Raw genomic sequence first — 23,977 nt, forward strand, 5'->3', positions numbered from 1 at the left:
ACGGGATATATGGAGGCCGAAACCTGTCGCTCGAAGAAAAGGATCCGCCCGTGGATGGAATGGCCGTACCGGCGCCGCGCGCCCGCCGCTTTCCCCTGCCGGGCCGGGGGGGCGAGATGGCGGCCCTGGAGTTTGGCCCGGTTGAGCGGGATTTCGACCTCGTCTTCTGTCACGCCAACGGCTTCAACGCCGCGACCTATCGGACGATCCTGGAGCCGCTGGCGCCTGAGTTGCGGATCCTGGCCATCGACCTGCGGGGCCACGGCGCCACCGACCTGCCCACCGAGTTGGAGAACCGCCAGGGCTGGGGGGCCTATCGCGATGACCTCCTGGCCCTGTTGCCCCATGTGGTGCAGGGGCCTGTGACGGTGGCCGGCCATTCCATGGGGGCGACCACCAGCCTGATGGCCGCGGCCCAGGCGCCGGACCTGATCTCGAATCTGGTGCTGTTTGACCCCGTCCTGATGCCCGAGCGGGGGGATGTGGCGCCCGGCGATATCGCCCAGTCCCCCATGGTCCAGGGCGCCCTGCGCCGCCGGGCGCGCTTCGAGAACCGCGCCGCGGCCGTGGCGGCCTATCAGGGGCGCGGCGCCTTCAGGACCTGGTCGCTGGCGCAGTTGGAAGACTATGTGGCCGCGGGCTTTCATGACACCACGGACGGGGCGGTGGAGCTGGCCTGTGCGCCGGCCTGGGAGGCGTCCAATTTCGCGGTCTATGACGACCAGGCCTGGGCCGCAGCGCTGGTCTGTCCCTGTCCGGTGCGGATCCTGCGGGCCGAGCACGGCTCCACCTGCCGGATCGACGACCACATGGCGGCGCTGAGCGCCACCGGCCGCTACCGGATCGAGACCGTGCCGGGGACCAGCCACTTCCTGCCCATGGAGCGTCCGGACCTGGTGCGCGAGGCCCTGGCCCAGGCTGTGGCGGGCTAGAGCACGTTCCGTAGAGGTTGAACCCGGTTTTGCGGGTGAAACACGCTCAAACCCTAGAGGGCCATCTCGGGCCTGGTGGTGGGACGCAGGGCCTCGACCGCCTCAGGCGAGAGCCGCACCACCTTTCGGGCGTCAAGATCAAAGCCCACGGCGACATTCTCGGCGCTGGCCCAGGGGCGGCCCGTATGGGGGTCGACCATCCAGTGGCGCAGGCGACGGAACCGCTCCTCCACATGGGCGGTGGCGGAGCGCAGTTCGAACCGGTCGCCCGCCTTTGGCCAGGCGAAATGGACGAGACGGTATTCCAGGGCCGCGCCGCCGATCCGCGGCGTCCCTGAGCCTGGACCCTCGCCGAGGCCGCGGTTGGCGCCGAGCAGGTGCAGTATGCCGTCGGAAATCTTGCCCATGACGATCTCGGTGCGCATGCGGCCAAAGGCGTCGCAGTCGGCCGCGCCGATGACCCCCAGGCCGATCCGTGTGAGGTCCATGGCCTTGGCCGCCTCCAGGCTGGCGGCGCTCGCCCCGACGGGGTCGAGGGTGATGGAGCGAGGGGCGGCGAAGTCGGGGACGTCGACCTGCAACCGCTCGGCGGCAGCGAGAATCCGCCGAGACCACGGAAACACCCGGCCGGCGTCAGCGGTCGCGTGGCGCACCACGGTCTGGAAGGTGGCGGCGGGCGTGCCGTCGGGGTGCAGGATGACGATCAGCAGGCGGGCCTCGTCCTCGCCGATGGCCACCACCCCGCCTCGGGCCGTCAGGGCCGCGCCGGGCTTGGCTTCCCGCAGAAATCGGATGTGCTGCTCGCGCACCAGCAGGGTCGATGGCGCCAGGCCGGAAAAGGCGTCAGGCATGCCCAGCTCGGCGGCCAGGCCAGCCAGGGCCTCCATGGACTTGGCCACCCAATGGCGCACGTTGAGATGACCCATCTCATCGCACTCCCAGGTATTGACCCCGCCCACCCAGATTTCAGTTCCGCCGTCCCAGACCATCAGGCCCCCCGCTCAAGACCGCCCAGGCGCCGGGCGTCGTGCGCGGCGACCTTAGGGGCGCCCGCCGCCTGCGCCAACGACCCTGGCGCTCAGGGCTTGTCGCGCTCGCCCGTGTCCTTGGGAAGCTCCTCGGTCTGACCGGTGACCTCCGGCGCGCGGCCGGTGCGCTCGACCTGTTCCTCCTGGCTTTGCACGGGGGCCTCTGGGGGCGGGTTCTGGACAGGGGTGTGGCGTTTGGCGTCTTGATCGTTCATCGCGGTCTCCCTTTCTGATCGCATCAGGAGAGCGCCCAACGGCCGCGGGGCGTTCCGACGGCGCCGCTGTAACAGTCGGGCGCAATCGGGCGTAAGGTTCGGAGGATGGCGACGGAGGCGGCTCTTTGGACGACCTGAACACCCGGCCACGGCCTCGCCCTCGGCACAGCCTCCTGGTTCGGCTGACCCACTGGATCAACGCCCTTGTCCTGCTGGTGCTGCTGGCCAGCGGCCTGCAGATATTCAACGCCCATCCGGCCCTCTACTGGGGTCAGGCCTCGACCTTCGCCAAACCCTGGGTGGCCATGACCGCCGAGCCCCGGGGAGATGGCCTGGCGGGATATACCCAGGTGGGCGCCCTGAAGGTTGAGACCACCGGGCTGCTGGGCCTGTCCAACGGCGAGCGCAGGGGGTTTCCGGCCTGGGCCACCCTGCCCAGCTACCGCTCCCTGGCCGAGGGGCGTCGCTGGCACTTCTTCTTCGCCTGGCTTTTTGTCATCAATGGTCTGGCCTATCTCGCCTGGGGTCTTGTGAGCCGACATTTCAGCCGCAATCTCTTTCCCCACAGCGCAGAACTCAGACCGCGCAGCCTCTGGGCGGAGATCAAGGATCACGCCCGCCTGCGCTTTCATCACGGCCGCTACAACGCCCTGCAGAAGCTCGCCTATCTGACGGTGGTCTTCGTACTCCTGCCCCTGATGGTGCTGAGCGGTCTTGGCATGTCGCCCGGCGTCAACGCCGCCTGGCCCTGGACCTTTGAGCTGTTCGGCGGTCGGCAGTCGGCCAGGACCATCCACTTTCTCAGCGCCCTGTCGCTGGTCGCCTTCGTCCTGATCCATGTGGCCATGGTGCTCGTCTCAGGGCCGCTTCGGCAGCTGCGGGCCATGATCACCGGCGGCGAAGCGCCGCACGTCCGAGGAGAGACCCGATGACCTCGATCCCTCGGCGGGGCCTGCTGGCCGGCGCCGGCTCGGCGCTCCTGGGTCTGACCCTGGCCGGCTGCGACCAGATCACCCGCAATCCGAGTATCCGCGCGACCCTGGCTGAGGCCGAGGGCCTGACAAAGGCCGCCCAGCGCCTGATCCTGTCGCCCACGGCCCTGGCCCGGGAGTTCGCGCCGGCCGATATTTCCCCGGACTTTCGCGCCAATGGCAGTCTGCGGCCCGCGGGCGTCGCCTATCGAGACCTGGCCGCGGGCCAGTTCGCCGACTGGCGGTTGCAGATCGGGGGGCTGGTGGACCGCCCCCTCTCGCTCAGCCTGGACGACCTGCGCGCCCGACCCGCCCGGACCCAGATCACCCGGCACGACTGCGTCGAGGGTTGGAGCAGCATTGGCCAATGGACGGGAGCGCGGCTGTCGGCCCTGCTGGAGGCGGCGGGCCTGCAGCCCCAGGCCCGCTTCATCGTCTTCCACTGCGCCGACCGGCTGGACACCTTCGCCAAGGGCGACCGGGGCCTCTATTATGAGAGCATCGACTTGGTCGACGCTTTCCATGAGCAGACCATCCTGGCCTACGAGATGAATGGCCAGGTCCTGCCGGTGAAGCACGGGGCGCCCCTGCGCCTGCGGGTCGAGCGTCAGCTGGGCTACAAGCACGCCAAATATGTGATGCGCATCGAGGCGGTGGAGAGCTTCGCCCATATCGCCGGCGGCCAGGGGGGCTTCTGGGAGGACCGCGGCTATGAGTGGTACGCCGGCATCTGAGGCGGCGGCGGGGCTTACCTCGTCTCCCCCGAAGGCCTATGTCGGAGGCCTGCCCCAGATTGCGCCGGAGATCGTCCCATGCTGCTGCACCTGTCCACCTGGTCCGAGGTCGAGGGCTTTCTGAACCGTTCCAAGACGGTGGTGATCCCCATCGGCTCCAATGAACAACATGGGCCGACCGGCCTGTTGGGCACCGACTGGCTGTGCCCGGAGATTATCGCCCACGAGGCGCAGAAGAGCGGGGACATCCTGGTGGGACCCACCTTCAACATCGGCATGGCCCAGCACCATCTGGGCTTCCCCGGCACGATCTCGCTTCGGCCCTCGACCTTCATTGCGGCCATTGGCGACTGGTGCCGGTCGCTGTCGGCCCACGGGTTTGAGAAGATTTACTTCCTCAACGGCCACGGGGGGAATGTCGCCACCATCGAGGCGGCCTTTTCCGAGCTCTATGCCGAGGCGAGCTTCGCCGGGCGGCCGCGGGGCTTTGCCTGCAAACTGAAGAACTGGTGGGAGCTGAAGGGCGTCATGGGGCTCGCCAACAGCCAGTTCCCGGTGGGTCACGGCAGCCATGCGACCCCGTCGGAGATTGCGGTCACCCAGTGGGCCTATCCCGACGCCATCAAGACCGCCGACTATTCGCCAAAGATCGCGCCCACAGGGCCGATCCGCGAGGCGACGGATTTCCGCGCCCGTTACCCCGACGGTCGCATGGGGTCAGACCCCGCCCAGGCCACCCCGGAAAAGGGCGGCGAACTGGTGCGCATGGCTGCTGACGGCCTGCTGGAGGACGTGGCCGCCTTTTCCGCCGAGACCGCGCCGGTCTAGGCCGGCGACGGCGGGTTCAGGCCTAGAAGCTGCTGCTGGACGGAATGGCGAGCCTGGGCGGCGCCCGGGGCTTGACCCGGCCGACCCAGTCCAGGTCCTCGGCCGCCACCAGGCCCTGAGCCTGGGCGATCACGGCGTCGGGCTGGGCGATGATTTCATGCTCCACCGAGGCGACCTCGATCACCTGAATGTCCGAGGAGGACTCGCCCGAAGCGCCGACCCCGGTAGGGGCGATGGTTTCCATCTCGTCGGCCAGGGTGACCAGTTCCACCAGACCCGGGCCAGAGAGGCGGTTCAAGGCGGCGACCTGGAAGCCCACCGACTCATCGCCCCCATAGGCCCCGCCAAAGGCGCCGGGCAGGCCCCAGCCCCCCATCCAGCGGTAGAAGATGTGAGCGCCGACCGTGGAGACCTTCATCAGGCTCGGGCTCCAGTACGGGGCCACGTAGTTGGCGTGATAGTGGGTGGCGTTGCCCACGGTCTTCATCACATAGCCCGACAGAGCCGCCTCGGCGATCTGCCGCGTCCGGGTCCAGCCCTGGGCCTCCGGCGGGCGGCCGAGCGCCCCATCGCAGGTGAAGCTGAACTGGCAACCGGTGGTCCGGTTGGAGCCTTGGAAGACGACGCCGCAGACGGAGTTGGGATAGGCCGGATGGCGGACCCGGTTCAGCACCACCTGGGCCACGGCCCGCTGGCCGTCCAGGCTCTCATAGCGGGCTTCGTAATAGATGGCGGCGGCCAGGCAATCGAGGGCGCGGGCCTGATGCAGGGACCCGCCGGAAATGCGGAAGGGTCTCGCTGCGGGATTGGGCAGGGTCGAGGTGGGGTTGGAGGCGTTCCAAAGGCGGGCCTGGGCCTCGTCCATGTCCTGCAGGCGCAGGATCGCCGGCTCCGGCGCCCCGCCATCCAGGGCGTTCATCACACCCGTCTCGCGGTCGACCCGGGCGAAGGCCGGCGTAATCTCGTGCGGCGCGAAGCGGTCGGCCAAGCTCAGCATGGCCGGATCCATGGCGCCTGACAGGCGCTCCAGGGCCGCGGCGTCAATCTGGCCGCCGGTCAGCCGGGCCAGCCGCAGCTCAGTCCGCTCGCCGCCCATATAGGGGGCGGCGACAGCCAGTCCGCCCGCCAGCAGAGCGACCAGGAAGACCTGCAGCCCCGCCAGATGGTGATAACGATGTTCGGTGTCGAAAAGTCGACGAAACTTCAGCACGCTCAGCTCCCTGACGCGCCCACCCCCGTCACCGCTTCCATAGGCCTGGCGGCGTCCGATTTCCAGCGGATTCGGAACGACGTTTTCCAGAAATGACCCAGTCTAGGCGCGCGCATCGATGCAGGCGCCTCAAGCTGGCAAAACAGGCGCCGTGGCGGCGCCTGTAACCTAGCGGGGGATTTCGGTGATCTTGGTCAGGGCGACCTGTCGATAGACCGCGCTGATCTCGAAATATTGCCGGAAGATTCCGTGGAAGCGATCGACAGCCTGCTTGACGCCCGGCCCGCCGATTTCGCTCTCGTCGTGCCAGTAGTCGTCGAGCACCATCATGCCGCCCACTTCCAGCAGGGCCGCGCAATAGGCCAGGTCCACCATCACCGCCCAGGCTGTGTGACTGCCGTCTACATAGATCAGGTCATACCGCTCGCCGCGCTCCAGCATCTTGGGCAGTTCGTAGGTGGAGAATCCCTTGTGGGTCGTCAGGCCGGTGAAGCCGAGCTTGGCCATGTTGCGGTGAAACCGCGGCTCGACGGCGTGGTACTTTTCTTCGGGGTTCAGGGCCTCGTCGAACCAGGGATCGATGACCGTGACATCCAGCTTGGCCGGCAGCAGCCAGTCCATGAAGGCCAGATTGCGGCCCTCATAGGCGCCGATCTCCAGATAGCGGATCTGGCCCCGGGAGGCGGCGAAGTCCCGCAGCAAGGGCGCCACATAGGGGATGTTGTTGTCGGCCCACTCGGTGGTGAACTCAAACCCCATGGTCTGACAGTGGCCGGCGAAGGCCGCCGCATCGCCGCTGGACCGAGGCTTGCCGAGCATGGTCTGGGCGAACTGGGGCGCAAAGCGGCCGTTCAGGGTTGCGAGCGCGCGGATCGGATCAGCCAAGACGAAGCTCCATCGAAGGTCTTCTGATGGCATAGCCGCCAAGCCGTTAAGGAAGGGTCGCATGTCTGGCGGGCCCATCGTGGCGCCATGTTGCCGGTCCGGGAAGCGCCAGACCCAAGTCTCCTCTGCGCCTATGCCTCCCCCATTGGACCCAGCCATTCAATCAATGGAGACAGAGTATGGCGCGACTAGAGGGCAAGGTGGCGATCATCACGGGCGCAAGCTCGGGTATCGGACGGGCTGCGGCCCTGGCCTTTGGCGCCGAAGGCGCACGACTGGTTTTGAACGCGCGGAGCGCGCCTGCGCTTGAGGCTCTGGCGGCGACCCTGGCCACACGGGGCGTGGCCGCTGAGGTCGTACTTGGCGATGTAAGCCAGGAGTCGGTCACCAACGCCCTCGTGGACCGGGCGCTCGAAACATTCGGCAGATTGGATGTGGCCTTCAACAACGCCGGCGCCACGGGGCCGGTCGGGCCGCTGGCGGATATGGATACGGCCGATTGGCGGCGGGTGCTGGACGTCAACCTGACCAGCGCCTTCCTGGGCGCCCGCCGGCAGATCCCAGCAATGCTTACCTCTGGCGGGGGCTCTCTGATCTTCACGTCAAGCTTCGTCGGTCACGCCAGCGCTTTTCCGGGACTGGGCGCCTATGCGGCGGCCAAGGCGGGGTTGGTGGGCCTCGCGCGCGTGATCGCTGCGGAGTATGGGCCGCAGGGCATCCGGGCCAATGCCTTGCTCTCGGGCGGAGTCGACACCCCTCTGGGCCGCTCGGTGGCTCCGACACCCGAGGCCGTTAAGCTGGTAGAGAGCCTGCACGCTCTAAAGCGCATCGCCCAGCCGGAGGAAATCGCCGCTGCGGCCCTGTTCCTGGCCACCAGCGAGGCCAGCTTTGTCACCGGTTCGGCCTTCTTTGTTGATGGCGGAGCCTCCATGACCAAGGTCTGAGGCGGAATTTCCTCGCGTCCGATGTCGGCTTGCCGCCGCGACCGGCGTCCTTTGAACAATTCCCATCAATTTGTTTCGGATGAGCAGGAGGAAAACGGCGATGCGGGTGATGGTGTTCGTCAAGGCGACGGCCGACAGCGAGGCTGGGGTCATGCCCGGCAGCGAGTTGCTGGAGGCCATGGGCCGCTACAATGAGCTGTTGGTGGAAGCCGGGATCATGAAGGGCGGCGATGGCCTCAAGCCCACCGCCCAGGGCAAGCGGGTCGCCTTCGACGGCGAAGGTCGCACCGTCATCGACGGCCCCTTCGCCGAGACCAAGGAGGTGGTGGCCGGCTACTGGGTCTGGGAGGTCAAGGACATGGACGAGGCGGTGGCCTGGGTGAAGCGCTGCCCCAATCCCATGCCCGGCCCCAGCGAGATCGAGATTCGCCCCTTCTACGAGATGTCAGACTTCGACGAGATCATGACCCCGGAAGCTGAAGCCGTGCACGGCCGGGTGGCCGACAAGCTGGCGGGTCAGGGGTAGGCCCCGGCGAAAGCGGCCTAGGCCGTCACCACCCGCCCCTCGCGGACCTCGACCGGCCAGGGGGTGAGGCGTTCGCCGAAACAGGGGCCGACGACGCATTCGCCGGTCAGGGGGGTGAACAGGGCGCCGTGGCCCGCGCAGAGGATGTGGCGGGCGTCTCTTGTCAGGTAGCGGTCGTCCAGGGCCGAGAGCGGCCAGCCGGCGTGGGGGCAGGAATCCACATAGCCCCGGAGCTCCTCGCCGATGCGGACCACGACGCCGGCGAACATGGCCGCCTCCGCCCGAAAGCGGAAACTCTTGGCCCCGGGCTCGATGATGTCGACGACGGCGCAGAGATCGGTTCCGGCTGGCGGACGGGCGGGGTTGCCGCTCAAGCCAGGGCCCCGCGGGTGATCTTCATGGCCGAGATCTCCACCCGCTCGAAGACGCCGGCGCTTCGGTAGGGATCGGCCTGGCTGAAGGCCTGAACCTCGGCCAGGGTCTCGGCCTCATAGAGGATCAGCGATCCGGCCATCTCGCCGGCCTCGTCCAGCAGGGGACCGGCCAGTTTCACGCGGTCCAGATGCTCGCCGATATAGGCCAGGTGGGCCTCGCGCACGGCCATGCGCTCGGCAAGGGCGTTCTTCTTGTCAAAACACATCAGCACGAAAATGGTCATTCCAGGTCCTTAGCGTTCGTCCTTGAGGGGACGGGAAAGCAGCTTTGCGATAGCGAGATCGACCTCGACCTCGCCGGCCAGGATGGCGGCGACGGCTTCGCAGATTGGCGTCTCCACGGCGAGCTTGGCCGCCAGTTGGCGCACGGCGGGCGCGGACGCCACCCCTTCGGCCACCGAGAGCTTGCCGGCCAGGGCCGCCTCCAGGGTCTGGCCGCCCCCCAGCGCCAGGCCGACGCTCATATTGCGCGACTGCGGGCTGGAACAGGTGAGCACCAGGTCGCCCAGGCCGCAGAGCCCGGCCACGGTTTCGGGCTCGCCGCCGAGGGCCACGGCCACGCGGGTCATCTCGGCGAAGCCGCGGGTGATCAGGGCGGCGTGCGCGCTGCGTCCCAGGCCCCGACCCTCGACGATGCCGCAGGCGATGGCCAGGACGTTCTTGATCGCGCCCCCGACCTCGGCGCCGATCATGTCCGGGGCGTAGTAGGGACGGAAGGCGGGCAGGGCGATGGCCTCGGCCAGGGCCCGGCCCAGGGCCTCGTCTGGGCAGGCGAGGGTGACGGCGGTAGGCAGGCCTCGGGCCACCTCGCCGGCGAAGCTGGGCCCTGACAGGACGGCGGGCGCGGCATGGGGCAAGGTTTCAGCCAGGACCTGCGTCATCAGCTTCAGCGAGCCCTGCTCCACCCCCTTGGCGCAAAGCACGATAGGCAGGCCTGGCCGGGCGTGGGGGGCGAAGGCTCTGAGGGCCGCCCGCAGGTGCTGGGCCGGCGCCACCATCAGGATCAGGTCGCTGCCCGCCAGATCGGCCAGGTCGCCAGTGCAGACGAGCCCCTTGTCCAGGGGGACGCCGGGCAGGAACAGGTTGTTCTCGCCAGTCTGGGCGATGGCGGCGACCACCTCGGGCTCGCGGGCCCACAGGGTGGTTTCAAGACCGGCGCGGACGCAGACCTGGGCCAGCGCCGTGCCCCAGGCGCCGGCGCCGATGACCCCGGCGCGTTTCATCGGCTGGCTCATGACTTGGCGCCCTTTCGGCCGGCGAGGTGGCTGGGATTGGCGGCGGCGGCGGCGGCGTCGAGGGGCCAGCGGGGCCGGGCGGGGGCGTCCAGCGGGTCGCTGATCCCGAGCGCCAGCCGCTCTGCGCCGGCCAGGGCGATCATCGCCGCATTGTCGGTGCAGTAGGCGAGGGGCGGGGCCGTGAAGCTGAATCCGTGGGCCTCGGCGGCCTCTTCGAGGACGGCGCGCACGGCGCTGTTGGCGGCCACGCCGCCGGCCACCACGAAGCGCAGGGCCTCGCCCCCGTGATCCTGCGCATAGAGATCCATGGCGCGTGCGGTGCGCTCGCGCAGCTGGCGGGCGATGGCGGCCTGGACGGCGGCGGCCAGGTCCCGGCGCTCAGCCTCCGTGGTCAGGCCCTCGGCGATCCGGGCCGCGGCGGTCTTGAGGCCCGAGAAGGAAAAGTCGCAGTCCTTGTGGCCCAGCCTGGCCCGCGGCAGGGCGTAGCGGTCAGGATCGCCGCCGATGGCGAGTTTCTCCAGGGCCGGTCCGCCGGGATAGGGCAGACCCAGCGTCTTGGCGATCTTGTCAAAGGCCTCGCCGGCCGCGTCGTCCATGGTGGTGCCCAGGCGGCGGCAGGCGCCGACGCCGCCGACCTCAAGAAGTTGGCAATGTCCGCCGGAGACCAGCAACAGCAGGAAGGGATAGGCGACGTCTGCGCCGAGCCTCGCCGACACTGCATGGCCCTCCAGATGGTTGACCGCCACCAGGGGCAGAGATCTCGCCAGGGCCACGGCCTTGCCAAAGGCCAGCCCGACCATCACCCCGCCCACCAGGCCAGGGCCGGCGGTGGCCGCCACGCCGTCCAGCTCGGCATAGGAAAGGCCCGCCTCGTCCATGGCCTGGGCGGCGATGGTGTCGATGGCCTCCACATGCGAGCGGGCGGCGATTTCCGGCACCACCCCGCCATAGGGGGCGTGCTGGGCGATCTGGCTGGCGACCACCGAGGCTAGGACTTCCACATGTCCGCCAGCGCTCCGGCGCACGACCGCGGCGGCGGTTTCGTCGCAGCTGGTCTCCAGACCCAGGACCGTAAGCCCGGTCATCTGGTTGCGGCCAAGGCGCCTGTCCTGTAGCAGCGGGCTGTCAGTCATCGCATCGCAGGTAGACCGCCCACCGTGACTTCGCAACCGCCCGTCGTCCGCATCGGGGCTCGAGGGTCCCAGCTCTCTCTGGCTCAGGCTGGCCAGATGCAGCGTCGCATCGCCGTGGCCCTGGGCGCCGCGCCGGAAGACGCCGAGCGCGTGGCCCCCCTGGTGATCATCCGCACCTCCGGCGACCAGATCCAGGACCGGCGTCTGCTGGAGGTGGGCGGCAAGGCGCTGTTCACCAAGGAGATCGAGGAGGCGATGCTGGACGGGCGCATCGACTGCGCGGTCCATTCCATGAAGGACATGCCCGCCGTCCTGCCGCCGGGCCTGGTCATCGCCGCCATCCCGGAGCGGGAAGATCCCCGGGACGCCTTCCTCAGCCGCGAGGCGCGCACCCTGGAAGACCTGCCCCAGGGCGCCAAGCTCGGCACCGCCAGCCTGCGCCGCCAGGCCCAGAGCCTGCACGCCCGTCCCGACCTGGACGTCCAGCTCCTTCGGGGCAATGTCGGCACCCGCATGGCCAGGCTGGAGGCCGGCGAATACGACGCCATCATCCTCGCCCTGTCGGGTCTGAAGCGACTGGGCCTGGACGGGGCGGCCAAGAGCTTTATCGATCCGGTCGAGCGCCCCCCTGCGCCCGGGCAAGGGGCCCTGGCCATCGAGACGCGAGAGGCCGACCAGGGCCAGCCGTGGCTGGCGGCCCTGCGCGACCTTGACACGACGACCACCGTAGCCGCCGAACGGGGCGCCATGGCGGCCCTGGAAAGTTCCTGCCGCACGCCCATCGGCGCCTATGCGACCCTGAATAACGGCCAGCTCTTCCTGATCGTCGAGGCCCTGTCTCCCGACGGCCGCCTGCGCTTTCGCCGCGAAGAGGGGCTGGACCTGACCCGGGCTGTCGACGCCGTGGTCGCGGCCCGGGAGCTTGGCCTGAAGCTGGGCGCCGAGCTCCGGGACGAGGCCGGCGACGCCATCATCCTGCCGGAATAGGCCGGTGCGGGGTTGCATCGGCGCGGCCGCTCAAGCTTTGCTTACCCCATGACCGCTTCCCCCCGGCGCCTGATCTGGATCACCCGCGCCGAGCCCGGCGCCGCCGCCACCGCAATCCGTCTGCGCGCGCTCGGCCACATACCCCTGGTCCTGCCCCTGCTGGAGGTACGGCCGATCACCGAGGCCGCCCCCGACCTGCAAGGCGTCGGCGCCCTGGCCTTCACCAGCGCCAATGGGGTGCGGGTCTTTGCGGGGCTCACCCAGGTCCGCGCCCTGCCGGTCTTCGCCGTCGGCGCCGCCTGCGCCCAGGCCGCCCGGGCGGCGGGGTTCCGCCAGGTGCTTTCGGCTGACGGCGACGTCGCCGCCCTCGCCGCCGGGATCGCCAGCCGGGCCGAGGAGTTCCGCGGGCCGGTCCTCCACCCGGCCGCCACCGAGCCGGCCGGGGACCTGGCCGGCGCCCTGGCGCGGGTGGGTGTCACCGCCCGCACCCTGCCCATCTATGAGACCGTGCCCGTGGCCCCCCCGCCGGCGGCCCTTGAGCGGGCCCTGAGCGCTGAGGCGGCCCTGATCTACTCGCCCAAGGCCGCCCGTCAGCTGGCCCTCCTGATGCGGGGACGGGAGGCGCCGGACCTGCGGGCCCTGTGCCTGTCCAAGGCCGTCGCCAGGCCCCTGGCCCGGGCCCGCATAGGTCCCCGGACCTTCGCACCGGTGCCCCTGGAATCGGCCCTGCTGAACCTGATTGACCGCACCTCGGCGCCCGCTGCGGCGGCGGCCCCTTGACCGCCCCGCCGCCGGCCGGGGGCCCGCCGGAGGACGAGCCCCCTGATCCACCCCGTGGCCCGCTGCTGGGCCTCAGATTCTGGTTGTTGATCGCCTTTGCGATCGCCTGCATCGCCGCAGGCCTGGCCGTGGCCAGGCTGGGACCCGTCTTCTTCCCGGTCCCTTGACCCCCCGCTCACACTCTGGCGCTTGGCGAGCGGGCCAAGAGCCGCTAAATAGCCGGCCCGGACGTCAAGCCTCGCCCCTGGCGCGGCCATGTCACCACGGGCCGCCTTAGCTCAGCCGGTAGAGCGACGCATTCGTAATGCGTAGGTCAGGTGTTCGAGTCACCTAGGCGGCACCACTATCCTTTCTCCCGTCCTCGGCGCCGAGTCACGCCGCACGCCCGCATAGCGGGGCGCGGCGCCTATTCTCCAGGTCGCGTCCAGCGAGGGTCCTGGGGGGGCAGCATGGCCTCGCCGCCGCGGCGCAGGCCCTGCAGAAGGGTGCGCAAATGGCCGTAATTGGCCCGCACCAGGGCCTGAACCTCGGGTCCGCGGAGGATTTCGGCGGGGATGACCACGCCCTTCCCACCAACCTTCTGGCAGTATCCCATCTTCTCCAGCCGGCCCGTGTGACGCCGCGCGGTCTCATAGGGAAGACCGAGGAACTGGGAAATCCCCAGGACGCTGACCGGGCGGCGCAACTCGTCGGGAAACACCCCGTCCACAGCCATGGCGTTGAACTGGGCCGGCCGGTTCAGGTGCTGGACTGAGCCCTGGGCGATGGTCAGAAAGACGAGGCCGGTGAGCAGGTTGCCATCGAACATCTCACTCAGAGCGCCGGCCAGATGGATGAAATAGTCCGCCCCGAGGCGCATGGCGTAGCGTTGCAGGGCGAGGTCATGAAGAACGGCGGCTGCGGCGCTCGCGGGCTGGCTGGTCTGATCCAAGGTGGATTATCTCCTGGGGCGCGCTTCGAAGCGTGTTCGAACGACACCCCTCGCGCATATGGCGTCGATGACCCGCCAGTACGAGCCGGGGCGCCATAATCTTGGGTATCCTCCGCAGGTGCGATCCTGCGAGGCCTGGAGCGACTTGCGGTCCGTCAGGCTTGGGCGACCTCGCCCCGCGACCCCATCTATGGCAATCAGGGTCAGCTAAGGGTTCGAGGAACGGCATGGCGCATCGGTTCTATTCCAGTCAGGCCCAGGGGTTTGTCCGCTGTGGCGTGGCCACGCCCAGGGTGTCGGTGGGCGATCCGGCCGCCAACGCCCAGGCGATCCTGGAGCTGGCGCGGCGGGGGCACGAACAGGGCGCGGACCTGATCGTCTTCCCCGAGCTCTGTGTCTCAGCCTATGCCATCGACGACCTGCACCTGCAGGACGCCCTGCTGGACGCCGTCGAGACCGCCGTGGCCGAGATCTGCAAGGCGAGCAAGAGCCTGAGCCCGGTGCTGGCCATCGGCGCGCCAGTGCGGCGCAATGGACGGCTCTACAACTGCGCCCTGGCCATTTCGCGGGGGCGCATCCTGGGGGTCGTTCCCAAGTCCTTCCTGCCCAACTACCGAGAATATTACGAGAAACGCTGGTTTGCGCCCGGCGCTGGGCTGACCGATCTGGAGGTGCGGCTGGCCGGCCAGACCATCCCATTCGGCGTCGACCTGGTGTTCGCCGCCGAGGATCTGGGGGATTTCGTCTTCCACCTTGAGGTCTGCGAGGACTTCTGGGCGCCGACGCCCCCCTCCACCCGCGGCGCCCTGGCCGGCGCCCTGATCCTGGCCAATCTGTCGGCTTCCAACGTCGTGGTGGGCAAGGCCCAGGACCGGGCCATGCTGTGCGCCTCCCAGTCGGTCCGCTGCCAGGGGGCCTATCTCTATTCCGCCGCAGGACCCGGCGAGAGCACCACCGACCTCGCCTGGGATGGTCAGGGCGACATCTATGAGTTGGGCGCGCTGCTGGCTCAGAGCCCGCGTTTTCCCACCGATGGCGGCCTGACGCTCGCCGATGTGGACGTGGAGCGCCTGCGACTGGAGCGGATGCGGACCCCGACCTTCAACGATGCGGCGATCAGCGAAGGACATCCGGAATACGACTTCCGCCGCATCGGCTTCGCCCACCAGCCGGACTTCGCCGACCGTGGCCTCATGCGCCGCCTCGACCGCTTCCCCTTCGTGCCCGACGATCCGACCCGGCTGGACCAGGACTGCTATGAGGCCTTCAATATCCAGGTCGAGGGCCTGGCCCAACGGCTGAAGGCCAGCCGCACCGAGAAGATCGTCATTGGCGTCTCCGGCGGCCTCGATTCCACCCATGCCCTGATCGTGGCGGCCAAGGCCTGTGATCAGCTGGGCCTGCCCCGGGCCAATATCCTGGCCTTCACCCTGCCGGGTTTTGCGACCTCAGACGCCACCAAGTCCAACGCCTGGGCGCTGATGCGCGCGATCGGCGCCAGCGCCGAGGAGATCGACATCCGTCCAGCGGCGCGCCAGATGCTGGCCGACCTGGGTCATCCCTTCGCCGGTGGAGAGCCCGTCTATGATGTGACGTTTGAAAACGTCCAGGCCGGCCTGCGCACCGACTACCTGTTCCGCGCGGCCAACCAGCGCGGCGGCATGGTTCTGGGGACGGGGGACCTGTCGGAGCTGGCGCTGGGCTGGTGCACCTATGGGGTCGGCGACCAGATGAGCCACTACAATGTGAACGGCTCGGTGGCCAAGACGCTGATCCAGCACCTGATCCGCTGGGTCGTGGCCCACGGTCAGTTCGAGGCGAAGACCAACGAGATCCTGCTGTCGGTCCTCGACACCGAGATCTCGCCGGAGCTGGTCCCGGCTGACGCCGAGGGGGCCATTCAGTCGACCCAGGCCATTGTCGGTCCCTACGAGCTGCAGGACTTTCATCTCTACTACATCACCCGCTTCGGGCTGCGGCCCTCCAAGGTCGCCTTTCTGGCCTGGCATGCCTGGCGCGATGCGGCGACCGGGGCGTGGCCGCCCCACTTCCCGCCGGAGGCCCGCCACACCTATGACCTGGAGACGGTCGGTCGCTGGCTTGAGGTGTTCCTGCAGCGGTTCTTCGGCTTCAGCCAGTTCAAGCGCTCGGCCATGCCCAATGGACCCAAGGTGGTGTCTGGGGGCAATCTCTCGCCCCGGGGGGACTGGCGCGCGCCTTCCGACGGCAATGCCCGGGTGTGGCTGGCTGAACTGAAGGCCGGGCTTCCGCATCCCTGACGGCCGATCGTTTCACGATCCGGCGATGTCTCCGCCCTGGACGGACCTGTCGGGGCTCAGCGACCTTTCGCCGCCGGCGAGAGCTAAGGCCGCAAGGTCGCAGCCATGAAAAAGGGCCGGAGACGAAGATCGCCGCCGGCCCATTCATGTCTGCCGTAAGGGCGAGACCTTACAGGTAGCGTTTGACCTCTTCGAGGTTGAAGCACTCGATGGTGTCGCCGACCTTGATGTCCTGGAAGCCCTGGAACGCCATGCCGCATTCCTGGCCGTTGGGGACCTCGTTGACCTCGTCCTTGAAGCGCTTGAGCGTCTGCAGGACGCCCAGCTCCAGCACCACCACATCGGCGCGGATGATCCGCACCCGGGCGCCCTTGCGGACCACCCCTTCGGTGACGCGGCAGCCGGCGACGCGGCCCACCTTGGTGATGTCGAAGGCCTGAAGGACCTCGGCATTGCCCAGGAAGGTTTCCCGCTGGATCGGGGCCAGCATGCCCGAGAGCACGCCTTTGATGTCGTCGATCAGGTCGTAGATGATCGAATAGTAGCGGATCTCCACGCCCTCGCGCTCGGCGAGATCGCGGGCCTGCTTAGAGGCGCGCACATTGAAGCCGAGGATGGGCGAACCCGCCCCCTTGGCCAGCATGACGTCGCTTTCGCTGATCGCCCCGGCGCCGGACAGGATGATGCGCGCACGCACCTCGTCGGTGGAGATCTTGTCCAGAGACCCGACGATAGCCTCGGCCGAACCTTGCACGTCGGCCTTCACGATGACCGGCAGCTCGGAGACGCGCTTGTCGGCGAGTTTGGCCATCATGTCGGCCAGCGAGGCGCCGGCGACCGGAGACCCGGACTTTTCGCGCTTCATCCGCTGGCGGTACTCGGTGATCTCCCGCGCCCGGGCTTCATTCTCCACCACGGCCAGGGGTTCACCGGGATCAGGGGTGCCGTCCAGGCCAAGGACCTCGACCGGTGTGGAGGGACCCGCGGCGTCCAGCTGTTCGTCGCGCTCATTGAACAGGGCGCGAACCCGGCCCCAGTTGGCGCCGGCCACGACGATGTCGCCGCGCTTGAGGCTGCCGCGCTTGACCAGGACAGTGGAGACCGCGCCGCGACCACGGTCGAGCTTGGCCTCAATGACCACGCCTTCAGCGGTGCGATCGGGGTCGGCGCGGAGGTCCATGACCTCCGACTGCACCAGGATGGCCTCGAGCAGATCGTCCAGACCGAGCTTTTCGAGCGCCGAGACCTCAACCACCTGGGTTTCGCCGCCCAGGCGCTCGACGACGATCTCGTGCTGCAGCAGCTCGTTGATCACCCGGGTGGGGTTGGCGTCGGGTTTGTCGATCTTGTTGATGGCCACGATGATCGGGGCGCCTGACGCCTTGGCGTGCTGGATGGCCTCAATCGTCTGGGGCATGACCCCGTCGTCGGCGGCCACCACCAGGATGACGATGTCGGTGACATTGGCTCCACGAGCGCGCATGGCCGAGAAGGCCGCGTGACCGGGGGTGTCCAGGAAGGTGACGCGTTGTCCATCCTCCAGCCGCACCTGATAGGCGCCGATATGCTGGGTGATGCCGCCATGCTCGCCCGAGGCGACGTCGGCTGAACGCAGGGCGTCCAGCAGAGAGGTCTTGCCGTGGTCGACGTGGCCCATGACCGCCACGACCGGCGAGCGCAGGGGCGCGTCGGCCTCGTCGGTCTCGGTCGACAGGAAGCCGGTTTCAACGTCGGATTCCGACACGCGCTTGACGGTGTGGCCAAACTCGGTGGCCACCAGTTCGGCGGTGTCAGAGTCGATGACGTCGTTGATCTTCATCATCACGCCCTGACGCATCAGGAACTTGATGACCTCGACCCCGCGGGTGGTCATGCGGTTGGCGAGATCGCCGACCGTGATCACGTCGGGGATGACGACCTCGCGGGCCACGCGGGCCGCTTCCTGGCCGCCGCCTTTGCGCTTCTCACGCTCACGCTCACGGGCCCGGCGAACCGAGGCCAGCGACCGCATGCGCTCAACGGCGCCCTCATCCCCGGCCGCCAGGGCCTGGATGGTCAGGCGGCCTTCGCGACGCTGGGGCGCGCCCTTGCCGCGGCTGATAGCCTTGCCGGGCGCCGGGGGCTTGCCGCGGCGATCGTCTTCTTCTTCCGGGCGACGGTCGGGATTGGTCGCGCCGGGACGCGGCGCCTGGCGGGCGGCGCGCTGGACCTCAGGGGTGGCCGGGGGCGCGCCGGGGGCGACCGGACGACCGGCGCCTCGGGCGCCATCCCGCGGCGGCGCAGGCCGCGGCGTCAGGGCCGAATAACGGACTGTGTCGCCGCCGGACGGGGCCGGACGCTCACCCCGGGGGGTCGAACGGTCTTCACGCGGGGCGTCAGCGGCGGGCGGAGCCTCAGTGCGGGCGCCTTCCCGATCCGGACGGGGCGCGCGCTGATTGAAGCTGGTGGCGTCAAAACGCGGCCGCGGCGGGCGATAGGTGGTGGTGCTGGCCCGGTCATCCCGTCGCTCGGGCGAGGGGGTATAGGACCGGGTCTGGCCGCCACCGGTGGGCGGGGTGCGGCTGGCCGCATCGGCGCGGGGCGCCTGGGCTGTGGGCCGTGGGCGCGCCTCGGCGGTCGGGGCTGCAACTGCCGCCGGGGGGGCGGGTTCGGCCTTGGCGACGGGCGCAGGGGCTGGGGCCTGAGGCGCAGGCGCTTCAGCGGCCGGGGCCTCCTGGGCCTTGGCCGGGGCGCTGGCGGCCTGTTCACTGGCGGCCTGCTCGCTGGCGACCTGAGCGGCCTTGGCCTGGGCGGCTTCCGCCGCCTTGGCTGCGGCATCCTGCTCGGCGCGCTCGCGCTCGTCACGGGCCTTGGTCGCGGCGTTCAACAGGGCCTGCTCGCGGGCCCGATCAATGGCCGCCTGGCGGGCGCGGACCTCTTCGGCCGAAAGGCCTGAAGTGTCGCTTGAGGCGCGGGATTGCGGGCGAGAGTCTGAACCGCGCCGCTCGGAAGAGGACGGTCCGGCAAGGTTGCTCGGCGCCGGCACATGAGTGCGCGCACGCTTGGTCTCCACGACCACTGTCTTGGAGCGGCCATGGCTGAAGCTCTGCTTCACCGTCCCTGCGCTGACCGAGCCCGCACCGCGGGGCTTAAGGGTCAGAGGCGGGCGTCCGCCAGGGGCTCGGCCGTTGTCTTTGTCGTCGCTCATGCGCTCGCTTTACTTGCCGGCCGGATGAGCCGGCCGTCTTCTAATCGTCCAAACAGATATGACGCGCGGAACCGTAAAGTTCCGCCCGCCTCGTCACGGCTCCTCGCGCCAACTCTCTGGAAGGAGCGGGCGAAACCCTGCCAGGCGCCGAACTTCCAGCGCCCAGCGATCGGCAGTACGCCCCGCAAGGAAGGCGGTGTGTATCACATTCTCCAGGCCCAAGGCCAAACCCAATTCCGCCGAGGTGAACAGGCCAAGCTGGCCTACGGGGCGTGGAGCGCGCCGCAGGGCGGCGAAAATCTTACGGCGGCCGTCCGCGGCGCCGTCGGCGGCCTCGATCAGCCAGGCGGCCTGTCCCGAAGACAGGGCGGCCGAAACCTTCTCGAACCCTGAGATAAGCGACCCGCTGCGCCGCGCAAGCCCCAGCCCGTCCAGAACCCGCCGCTGCAGAAGCGCTTCGACCTGATCGGCCAATTCGGCCGGGGCCTTGGCCTGGGTCTTGGCCGAGCGGGCGAACAGATTCTTGCGCGCGGCGGTCTCCACTGAGGTGCGGTCGGCCGCCACCCAGACACCGCGGCCCGGCAGCTTGCGCCCCAGGTCAGGCGTCACCGCCCCGTCGGGCGCGATGACGAAACGGATCAACTGGGCTTCCTCGCGGGTCTCCCCGGAGACGACATCACGGCGGGCGCGGGCCGCCTGCGCCAGGGTGGCCGGCCCGACCCGGGACGAGACGGCGGAATCCTGAGGCTCCGGGTCTTGTACGTTCGGATCGGGCTCGGACACGGGGTCTAGTTCTCCGCCGAATCCTCGGCCGGGGCCTCAACCTCGGCGTCGGCCGCAGCTTCGGTCTCGGTCTCGACTTCGGCTTCGGTCTCAGCTTCGGTCTCGGCGATCGCGGGGCTGGAGGCGCCCGCGCGACCAAACACCATCTCTTCCTCGGTCAGCTCAGGCGCCAGCTCATCGGGATCGGGCTCGGGCTCGGGCGGCGCTTCGATCCAGCCCATGGCCACCCGGGCCCGGACGATCAGGCCCTCGGCGTCGGCGGGCTCCAGGCCAAAGCTCTCCAGGATGCCGGCTTCGCGGACCCGCTCGCCATTGCGGCTTTCGTACCAGCCCCGCAGGTCGTCCGGGGTCAGGTCGGCCAGATCCTCGACGGTCTTGACCTCGCCCTCGCCCAGGGCGACGGCCATGGGCAGGGTGACGCCGGCGATTTCCAGCAGGCCGTCCTCGACCCCCAGCGCCTTGCGCTTGGCGTCGTATTCGGCCGCTTCCCGGTCCAGGAAGTCCCGGGCGCGGGCCTGGATCTCCTCGGCGGTGTCCTCGTCGAAGCCCTCGATGGAGGCGACCTCGGCGGTCTCCACATAGGCCACGTCCTCGACGGTGGCGAAGCCCTCGGTGACCAGCAGCTGGGCGATGACCTCGTCCACGTCCAGGGCTTCCTGGAACAGCGCAGTGCGCTCGGCGAACTCGCGCTGGCGGCGCTCGCTCTCCTGGCTTTCGGTCATGATATCGATTTGCCAGCCGGTCAGCTGGCTGGCCAGGCGGACATTCTGGCCGCGGCGGCCGATGGCCAGGGAGAGTTGCTCGTCAGGCACCACGACCTCGACGCGCTCGTCCTCCTCGTCCAGCACCACCTTGGACACCTCGGCCGGGGCCAGGGCGTTGACGATGAAGGTGGGCTCGTCCGGGCTCCACTGGATGATGTCGATCTTCTCGCCCTGCAGCTCGGCGACCACCGCCTGGACCCGGCTGCCGCGCATGCCGACGCAGGCGCCGACGGGATCGATGGAGCTGTCATTGGAGACCACGGCCATCTTGGCGCGGCTGCCCGGATCGCGGGCCACGGCGCGGATCTCGATCACGCCGTCATAGACCTCAGGCACTTCCTGGGCGAACAGCTTGGCCATGAAGCCGCCATGGGCGCGGGAAAGCAGAATCTGCGGACCCTTGGCCTCGCGGCGGACGTCATAGATGTAGCAGCGGACCCGGTCGCCGATGTTGAAGTTTTCCCGGGGGATCGACTGGTCCCGGCGCATGATGCCTTCGCCACGGCCCAGATCGACGACCACATTGCCGTACTCGACCCGCTTGACCGCGCCGCTGATGATCTCGCCGACCCGGTCCTTGAACTCTTCATACTGGCGCTCGCGCTCGGCCTCGCGGACCTTTCCGGTGACCACCTGGCGGGCCATCTGGGTCTGGACGCGGCCGAACTCGAAGGGCGGCAGGATCTCCTCGAAGACCTGGCCCACATGCGCCTTGGGGTCGGCGCGCAGGGCTTCGGCCAGGCGCATCACGCCGGGAGGCGCCTCTTCGCCGGCTTCCTCATCCCAGGCGGCGTCGTCGGCCACCACGGTGACCACGCGCTTGATGATGGTCTCACCGGTCTTGGGGTCGATATTCACCCGGATGTCGTGCTCGGCGCCGTAGCGGGAGCGCGCGCCCTTCTGGATCGCCTCTTCGATCGCCTCGATGACGATTTCCTTGTCGATCGATTTCTCGCGGGCCACCGCCTCGGCGATCTGCAGAAGCTCCAGCCGGTTGGCGGAGATGCCGGTCAGGCTCATGGGTTCAATCCTCTTGGTGGGATGCAGGGTCGTCGGAGGCCAGGCGCTGGGCGCGCTGTTCGGCTCCGCGTTTCATCAGTTCGTCGCTGAGGACAAGCTTGGCCTCAGCTATCCAGTCGAAGGGTACGAGCACGGTCTCGTCCTCGCCCTCCAGGTCCAGGCAGACCTGGCCCTCATCGGTTCCGGCCAGCACGCCGCGGAAGCGCTTGCGGCCTTCAGCCATCCGGTCCAGCTCCAGCCGGGCCTCGTAGCCTTCATAGGTGTCGAAGTCCTTCAGACGGGTCAGAGGCCGGTCAATGCCCGGGGAGGAGACTTCCAGAACATATTCGCCCGTGATCGGATCGGCGGCGTCCATGATCTCCGAGACCGAGCGCGACAGCGCCGCGCAGTCCTCGACGTTCATAATCCCCTCGGGGGTCTCAGCCATGATCTGCAGTCGCCGCTGCTCAGAGCCGCCCATCAGGCGCAGGCGCACGATCTCATAGCCGCCCGCCTCGGCCACAGGGTCGAGCAGCTCCAGCAGTCTCAGGTCCTCTGCGGTCTTGCCGCGCATCACTCCAGCCGTCCTCAGGCAAAGAAAAAAGCGGCTGGGCCGGAGCCCGCCGCTCGAAAGCGCTATCCAGCGCTATCGGACGATGTTGGGATAAATATAGGCTCCCGAGATCGGCTTGTCATCCTTCCAGTGGAGGGGGCTTGCCTGAGGAACCCGCCGCCGACCGGACGCAGCGGCGCGCCGGCCGGTTCCAAACCCTGTCGCAATCGCCCGCTGACGCACGCCGCGGGCGCCAAACCCGTTCCCCCCGCGGGGTTTTGGCCCTATGGAGCAGGCTCTCCTCCCCGAGACAGATCAAAGAGTCATTTCGAACATGGACCTTTCCAAGATCGCCATCGGCGTGAACCCGCCCTACGACGTCAACGCCATCATCGAGATCCCGCAGGGTGGTGAGCCGGTGAAGTACGAACTCGACAAGGAGTCCGGCGCGCTGATGGTCGACCGGTTCCTGCACACGGCCATGTTCTATCCGGGCAATTACGGCTTCATCCCCCACACCCTGTCGGAAGACGGCGATCCGATGGACGTGATGGTGGTGGGCCCGACCCCGGTGGTCCCCGGCGCGATCATCCGTTGCCGCCCGGTAGGCACCCTGATGATGACCGATGAGGCCGGCGCCGACGAGAAGGTTCTGGCCGTGCCGGTGGACCAGCTGCACCCCTTCTATACCGGCGTCGAATCCTGGCGCGGCCTGCCCACCATCCTCACCGAGCAGATCGCCCACTTCTTCAAGCACTATAAGGATCTGGAGAAGGGCAAGAGCGTCGACATCGTCCGCTGGGCCGATCCTGACGAAACCGCCGCCCTGATCCGCGCCGGCATCGAGCGGGCGCAGAACACCAAGACGTAGCGGTCGACGGTCGGTCGATTTTCGGGGCGGTCGGTGCGCTGGCCGCCCCTTTTTCGTGCGTGATGTTCAGGCTCGGACAAAATCCAGAAAGACTGGGGCGCAGTCGCCCAGCCGCTTTTCCTCATAGCGGGTGGTGATGTGGTCGGCCGGCGGGACCCGCCAGTCATCCGCACCCTCGGCGGTCCAGGAAAAGTGCGGGCTGGCCAGGAACCGCTCCAGGGTCCAGTCGGCGTAATCGGCCCAATCGGTGGCGAAGCGCAGGCGCCCGCCGGTCTTCATCAGCCGGGCCAGGTCCTCGATCAGCTCGGCCTGCACCAGGCGGCGCTTGTTGTGCCGGGCCTTGGGCCAGGGGTCGGGAAACAGGATGAAGACCCGATCCAGGCAGGCGTCCGGCATCCGCCCCATCAGATCTCGGACATCGCCATCGTGCAGCCGGAGATTGGCCAGACCCTGCTCGTCGATGTGTCGCAGGGCGCTGGCCACCCCGTTCTGAAAGGGCTCGGCGCCGAGGATCAGGGTCTCGGGCGCGCGAGCGGCCTGGGCGGCCATGTGCTCGCCGCCGCCAAAACCGATCTCCATCCAGACCTGCGCGGCGTCCGGCTGCAGCGTCAGGGGCTCAAACGACGCCTGCGGACAGCGAATCTGGGGCAGCAGGCTGTCCATCAGGGCGGCCTGCCGCGGCTTGATCGGGCGCGACTTGATGCGCCCGAAGGAGCGCATCGGGGGATGAGTGTCTGACGTCATGTCGGGGAAGCTCTAGACCGGCGC

The 23,977-nt window shown here is 68.8% G+C and carries 24 protein-coding genes and 1 tRNA gene; 11 read left to right on the top strand and 14 right to left on the bottom strand.

Features of this window, described 5'->3' with window-relative positions; genetic code table 11:
• Nucleotides 1-59 precede the first annotated feature (59 nt).
• Nucleotides 60-932, top strand: coding sequence for an alpha/beta fold hydrolase (locus tag Q8K84_RS00745; protein ID WP_305280019.1), 873 nt, complete (start codon nucleotides 60-62; stop codon nucleotides 930-932).
• Nucleotides 933-985: 53 nt separating this feature from the next.
• On the opposite strand, the gene Q8K84_RS00750 is transcribed toward Q8K84_RS00745, so the two are convergent.
• Entirely contained in the window at nucleotides 986-1,921 is a 936-nt protein-coding gene (locus Q8K84_RS00750; protein ID WP_305279611.1) for a thioesterase family protein, read from the bottom strand.
• An 89-nt stretch (nucleotides 1,922-2,010) separates the two neighbouring features.
• A complete protein-coding gene (locus Q8K84_RS00755; RefSeq protein WP_305279613.1) occupies nucleotides 2,011-2,175 on the bottom strand; it encodes a hypothetical protein in 165 nt (54 codons plus the stop codon).
• A 125-nt stretch (nucleotides 2,176-2,300) separates the two neighbouring features.
• Here Q8K84_RS00755 and Q8K84_RS00760 point away from each other — a divergent pair, with 125 nt between their 5' ends.
• The 3 genes from Q8K84_RS00760 (at nucleotide 2,301) to Q8K84_RS00770 (ending at nucleotide 4,708) form a co-directional block, all read left to right on the top strand.
• Nucleotides 2,301-3,107: a cytochrome b/b6 domain-containing protein gene (locus Q8K84_RS00760; RefSeq protein WP_305279616.1), complete on the top strand. Its 807-nt coding sequence runs from the start codon at nucleotides 2,301-2,303 to the stop codon at nucleotides 3,105-3,107.
• Nucleotides 3,104-3,880: a molybdopterin-binding protein gene (locus Q8K84_RS00765; protein ID WP_305279619.1), complete on the top strand. Its 777-nt coding sequence runs from the start codon at nucleotides 3,104-3,106 to the stop codon at nucleotides 3,878-3,880. Before Q8K84_RS00760 ends, Q8K84_RS00765 begins: the two co-directional genes overlap by 4 nt.
• Nucleotides 3,881-3,958: 78 nt before the next feature.
• Complete coding sequence (locus Q8K84_RS00770) at nucleotides 3,959-4,708, top strand: creatininase family protein (protein ID WP_305279622.1); 750 nt, start codon at nucleotides 3,959-3,961, stop codon at nucleotides 4,706-4,708.
• Between the two features lie 22 nt (nucleotides 4,709-4,730).
• Here Q8K84_RS00770 and Q8K84_RS00775 read toward each other — a convergent pair whose 3' ends face one another.
• Together Q8K84_RS00775 and Q8K84_RS00780 are read right to left on the bottom strand one after the other, a co-directional pair.
• Complete coding sequence (locus Q8K84_RS00775; protein ID WP_305279624.1) at nucleotides 4,731-5,918, bottom strand: cell wall hydrolase; 1,188 nt, start codon at nucleotides 5,916-5,918, stop codon at nucleotides 4,731-4,733.
• 168 nt (nucleotides 5,919-6,086) lie between these two features.
• Complete coding sequence (locus Q8K84_RS00780; protein WP_305279626.1) at nucleotides 6,087-6,803, bottom strand: class I SAM-dependent methyltransferase; 717 nt, start codon at nucleotides 6,801-6,803, stop codon at nucleotides 6,087-6,089.
• A gap of 179 nt (nucleotides 6,804-6,982) precedes the next feature.
• Here Q8K84_RS00780 and Q8K84_RS00785 point away from each other — a divergent pair, with 179 nt between their 5' ends.
• Together Q8K84_RS00785 and Q8K84_RS00790 are read left to right on the top strand one after the other, a co-directional pair.
• The gene (locus Q8K84_RS00785; protein WP_305279628.1) at nucleotides 6,983-7,747 is read left to right on the top strand and encodes an SDR family oxidoreductase; all 765 of its coding nucleotides are present in this window, start codon (nucleotides 6,983-6,985) and stop codon (nucleotides 7,745-7,747) included.
• A 100-nt stretch (nucleotides 7,748-7,847) separates the two neighbouring features.
• Nucleotides 7,848-8,273, top strand: a complete 426-nt coding sequence (locus tag Q8K84_RS00790; protein ID WP_305279630.1) for a YciI family protein — start codon at nucleotides 7,848-7,850, stop codon at nucleotides 8,271-8,273.
• 17 nt (nucleotides 8,274-8,290) lie between these two features.
• On the opposite strand, the gene Q8K84_RS00795 is transcribed toward Q8K84_RS00790, so the two are convergent.
• The 4 genes from Q8K84_RS00795 to tsaD are packed head-to-tail and all read right to left on the bottom strand — an operon-like array spanning nucleotide 8,291 to nucleotide 11,027.
• Nucleotides 8,291-8,647, bottom strand: coding sequence for a Rieske (2Fe-2S) protein (locus tag Q8K84_RS00795; RefSeq protein ID WP_305279631.1), 357 nt, complete (start codon nucleotides 8,645-8,647; stop codon nucleotides 8,291-8,293).
• Nucleotides 8,644-8,931, bottom strand: coding sequence for a YciI family protein (locus Q8K84_RS00800; RefSeq protein WP_305279633.1), 288 nt, complete (start codon nucleotides 8,929-8,931; stop codon nucleotides 8,644-8,646). Before Q8K84_RS00800 ends, Q8K84_RS00795 begins: the two co-directional genes overlap by 4 nt.
• Before the next feature lie 9 nt (nucleotides 8,932-8,940).
• Entirely contained in the window at nucleotides 8,941-9,942 is a 1,002-nt protein-coding gene (locus Q8K84_RS00805; protein WP_305279636.1) for an NAD(P)H-dependent glycerol-3-phosphate dehydrogenase, read from the bottom strand.
• Nucleotides 9,939-11,027, bottom strand: coding sequence for a tRNA (adenosine(37)-N6)-threonylcarbamoyltransferase complex transferase subunit TsaD (tsaD, locus tag Q8K84_RS00810; protein ID WP_370867811.1), 1,089 nt, complete (start codon nucleotides 11,025-11,027; stop codon nucleotides 9,939-9,941). The genes Q8K84_RS00805 and tsaD overlap by 4 nt, the downstream gene beginning before the upstream one ends.
• Before the next feature lie 72 nt (nucleotides 11,028-11,099).
• Here tsaD and hemC point away from each other — a divergent pair, with 72 nt between their 5' ends.
• From hemC to Q8K84_RS00825, 3 genes are all read left to right on the top strand, one after another.
• Nucleotides 11,100-12,062 carry a hydroxymethylbilane synthase gene (gene hemC / locus Q8K84_RS00815; protein ID WP_305279640.1) on the top strand — a complete coding sequence of 321 codons (963 nt, stop codon included), beginning with the start codon at nucleotides 11,100-11,102 and terminating at the stop codon, nucleotides 12,060-12,062.
• 48 nt (nucleotides 12,063-12,110) lie between these two features.
• Nucleotides 12,111-12,842 carry a uroporphyrinogen-III synthase gene (locus Q8K84_RS00820; RefSeq protein ID WP_305279642.1) on the top strand — a complete coding sequence of 244 codons (732 nt, stop codon included), beginning with the start codon at nucleotides 12,111-12,113 and terminating at the stop codon, nucleotides 12,840-12,842.
• Between the two features lie 267 nt (nucleotides 12,843-13,109).
• Nucleotides 13,110-13,185 (top strand) — tRNA-Thr (locus Q8K84_RS00825).
• Nucleotides 13,186-13,248: 63 nt separating this feature from the next.
• On the opposite strand, the gene Q8K84_RS00830 is transcribed toward Q8K84_RS00825, so the two are convergent.
• The gene (locus Q8K84_RS00830; protein ID WP_305279644.1) at nucleotides 13,249-13,773 is read right to left on the bottom strand and encodes a hypothetical protein; all 525 of its coding nucleotides are present in this window, start codon (nucleotides 13,771-13,773) and stop codon (nucleotides 13,249-13,251) included.
• Nucleotides 13,774-14,000: 227 nt separating this feature from the next.
• Between Q8K84_RS00830 and Q8K84_RS00835 the strand changes: the two genes are divergently transcribed.
• Nucleotides 14,001-16,052 (top strand): NAD(+) synthase, encoded by a 2,052-nt coding sequence (locus tag Q8K84_RS00835; RefSeq protein ID WP_305279646.1) that lies wholly within the window; start codon nucleotides 14,001-14,003, stop codon nucleotides 16,050-16,052.
• A 169-nt stretch (nucleotides 16,053-16,221) separates the two neighbouring features.
• Here the strand turns inward: Q8K84_RS00835 and infB are convergent, their stop codons facing one another.
• From infB to rimP, 4 genes are all read right to left on the bottom strand, one after another.
• Nucleotides 16,222-19,239, bottom strand: a complete 3,018-nt coding sequence (infB, locus tag Q8K84_RS00840; protein ID WP_305279648.1) for a translation initiation factor IF-2 — start codon at nucleotides 19,237-19,239, stop codon at nucleotides 16,222-16,224.
• Between the two features lie 93 nt (nucleotides 19,240-19,332).
• Entirely contained in the window at nucleotides 19,333-19,944 is a 612-nt protein-coding gene (locus Q8K84_RS00845) for an RNA-binding protein (protein ID WP_305280020.1), read from the bottom strand.
• 83 nt (nucleotides 19,945-20,027) lie between these two features.
• Entirely contained in the window at nucleotides 20,028-21,806 is a 1,779-nt protein-coding gene (nusA, locus tag Q8K84_RS00850) for a transcription termination factor NusA (protein ID WP_305279650.1), read from the bottom strand.
• Nucleotides 21,807-21,810: 4 nt separating this feature from the next.
• Nucleotides 21,811-22,359 (bottom strand): ribosome maturation factor RimP, encoded by a 549-nt coding sequence (rimP, locus tag Q8K84_RS00855; RefSeq protein ID WP_305279652.1) that lies wholly within the window; start codon nucleotides 22,357-22,359, stop codon nucleotides 21,811-21,813.
• A gap of 313 nt (nucleotides 22,360-22,672) precedes the next feature.
• Between rimP and ppa the strand changes: the two genes are divergently transcribed.
• Entirely contained in the window at nucleotides 22,673-23,209 is a 537-nt protein-coding gene (gene ppa, locus Q8K84_RS00860) for an inorganic diphosphatase (RefSeq protein WP_305279654.1), read from the top strand.
• Nucleotides 23,210-23,275: 66 nt separating this feature from the next.
• Here the strand turns inward: ppa and trmB are convergent, their stop codons facing one another.
• Nucleotides 23,276-23,953, bottom strand: a complete 678-nt coding sequence (trmB, locus tag Q8K84_RS00865) for a tRNA (guanosine(46)-N7)-methyltransferase TrmB (protein ID WP_305279656.1) — start codon at nucleotides 23,951-23,953, stop codon at nucleotides 23,276-23,278.
• Between the last annotated feature and the right edge of the window lie 24 nt (nucleotides 23,954-23,977).

This window comes from Phenylobacterium sp., assembly GCF_030679875.1.
Classification (GTDB): domain Bacteria; phylum Pseudomonadota; class Alphaproteobacteria; order Caulobacterales; family Caulobacteraceae; genus Phenylobacterium.